This window comes from Pseudoalteromonas sp. S4741 (assembly GCF_005886135.1).
GTDB lineage: Bacteria > Pseudomonadota > Gammaproteobacteria > Enterobacterales > Alteromonadaceae > Pseudoalteromonas > Pseudoalteromonas tetraodonis.
Genome location: NZ_PNCN01000149.1, coordinates 1 through 2,771, shown reverse-complemented (window position 1 = coordinate 2,771; position 2,771 = coordinate 1). Strand labels below are relative to the sequence as shown.

Annotated in this window: 2 protein-coding genes; both read left to right on the top strand. The window is 37.4% G+C overall.

All coding sequences use genetic code 11. From position 1 onward, the window contains the following. The first annotated feature begins 465 nt into the window (after positions 1 to 465). Positions 466 to 1,578 (top strand): methyl-accepting chemotaxis protein, encoded by a 1,113-nt coding sequence (locus CWC30_RS16420; protein WP_138627639.1) that lies wholly within the window; start codon positions 466 to 468, stop codon positions 1,576 to 1,578. Between the two features lie 288 nt (positions 1,579 to 1,866). Next, positions 1,867 to 2,742, top strand: coding sequence for a c-type cytochrome (locus CWC30_RS16415; protein ID WP_138627638.1), 876 nt, complete (start codon positions 1,867 to 1,869; stop codon positions 2,740 to 2,742). The last annotated feature ends 29 nt before the right edge of the window (positions 2,743 to 2,771 follow it).

Genomic DNA, 2,771 nt, shown 5'->3' with positions numbered 1-2,771 from the left:
GGGGCGGTTTAATCGCGGCGCGAGGTTTGTAACCTAGTGGGCTAAGTAAAAACCGAGCAAAGCTTCCGCGTCCTGCTCACGCCCCTTACCTACATCCATGTAGGCAACAAAGAGTAAATCGCCCCTAGGCAGAACCCTTCGGGCAGCGCCTGTTTGGCATTGATGCTACGTTATCGCCTATTTATGGGGAACAACCACACTACATAGGCTCTGCCTTGCCTAATTACCAAACAGACTGCTGAAAATTCAACCTCGAAAGATAAACAGGCCCTTAAGCATTAAAAGAAAAGTTTATTTACCAAAAGGTTATAAAGCATTTATTATAGTGTTGTAACTTACTTTTATAAAAATCGACTTGGGTGGACGTCAATTCCACCCCTGTAAAAAATCGAATAAAGTAATCAATGTTCAGGTAAATTTAATAAAAAATATACGTTTATTTTCTGTGTTTAAATTGGGGTCTACATGCTGTTCAATTCAAAATATAAAAACAAAATTAATGAGTTAAATAACGAGTTAATGCAATTAAAAAAAACCAATGAAAAACTTGAGGCGCAATTGTTAGCAGCAAACAGCGAGCAATCACAACTAAACGACAATGAAATAGCAAACAATACAGCCTTTGTAAAACAGCGTGAATTAAACACCTTATCATTACAGTCATCTTATTTAATGAGTGACATCAGAGAAAGCTTAGCCTCAACTTCACATAAACTAATTAATGATATTGCGTCATTTAAATCATCCCAAGAATTACTTGATACAATTTTAGATATGTTAGCAACGACTTCATCGTCAACACATAATATCTCAAGAGATACAAAATCAGCCACTAAATCCGTTAAAGAATTGCAGTCAGTAACAACCGGAATTAATGATTTTGTAAACATAATTAAAGGGATTTCTGATCAAACAAATTTACTTGCACTTAATGCGGCCATCGAGGCCGCTAGAGCCGGAGAACAAGGACGAGGCTTTGCTGTTGTGGCAGATGAAGTAAGAACGCTCGCTCAGCGCTCTTCTGATGCATCTAACGAGATCTCTAATTTAATAGCTAAGGTCAATGAGCAAATGCAAAGCGTTGTAACTAACATTACTAACGTTAGCGAAGAAAGTGATGGCATTGCAAATAGCTCATCAGAAATTGATGCTACCGCTAAAAAGGTGGTTGAACTATCACAAAATATGTATAGCGTTATTGTTAATTCAAGTGCCGATGCATTTATTCAAACAGTAAAAATGGATCACATTGTATGGAAATACGATATTTATAAAGTCATTTTAGGCCAATCAAATAAGACTGCAGAAGACTTTTCTGATCATACCATGTGTCGTTTAGGTAAATGGTATTACCAAGGTGAAGGTGCATTAAAATATTCAAGCATTAACGACTTTAAAGCATTAGAGCAACCACATGAAGATGTCCATAAGAATGGCTTTGCTGCTTTAGAAGCATTCCAATTAGGCGATATCAATACTGCTGTAGAAAAAGTATCTCTTATGGAGCAAGCAAGTTTTAAAGTAGTGGACATACTTAGCGCTTTATCACACAAAATTATGGATTATAACTGTAAATAAAATAGTCAAAAAACACCTCACTTTGCATAGCGTTATGGTTCATAATCATTTGGCTATGCATACCAAACTTATATAAATTAATCACAAACTAATGACACCTCCACCTAAGCACTGCTGTTCAATAATCAAACTAGATTATTAACCCTTTAAGTAATCGTTAACTATATTTTAATGATAGTGGGTCACGGTTTACTGATTCACCTAACTAATTCAGCGGTATTAAAATACTCAGCCACATTGCAGCAATAATGGCACTGTCGTTTTATTCTTTTTATTTAGGTTTTAATTATGTTTAAAGTTTATTTTAATGTTGTATTCGCGACGTTATTTACTTTGCCCGTATGCTCACAAGAAGCACAATCACTTGTGCAAAAAGCGTTAAGTAATGCGCCCACAATTATAAACTTATCAGCAAATCACCCTAACACCCTAGTAACGCCCGCTATTAATGAGCTCGATGCCAGCCCTGAGTCGGATTTAATTCGTTATGGGCGCTTATTAATTATTGATACCTATAAACAACTTCCCAATAACGTAAATAATAAGCTCAATTGTAGCACTTGCCATCTTAATGAAGGGCGTGTAGCCAAAGCCGCGCCTTATGTGGGCATAAATGTGGTATATCCAAAGTATCGTTCACGTAATGCAAAAATAAACACCATTGAAGACAGAATTAATGGCTGTTTTCAACGCTCAATGAACGGTCAGCCACTGCCTACTAATTCAGTGCCTATGCAGGCTATTGTCAGCTACATGAACTTTTTATCACAAAATATAAAAAACAAAAACGTTCTGCAAGACAACACAGGTTTTGTCACTATTAATAAAGAGCTAGTACCAAACGTCGATAACGGAAAAACCCTTTACGCAAAGCATTGTGCAAGCTGCCATCAAATGGATGCTCAAGGTTTATACCCCAATGATACTTACATGTTCCCTGCTGTTGCGGGCAGTCATTCGTTTAACGATGGCGCAGGCATGGCGCGTACGTATACTGCAGCCGCTTTTATAAAGGGCAATATGCCTCTGGGACAAGAAGGCATTCTAAGTGATCAACAAGCTGTCGATATTGCTTATTACTTTTCACATTTAGAACGCCCTATTTTTGCCAATAAAGCGGATGACTGGCCAAAAGGTGGCGCACCAAAAGACGTGCGTCGATAAATAACTAGATAACCTCAGATCTGCATAAG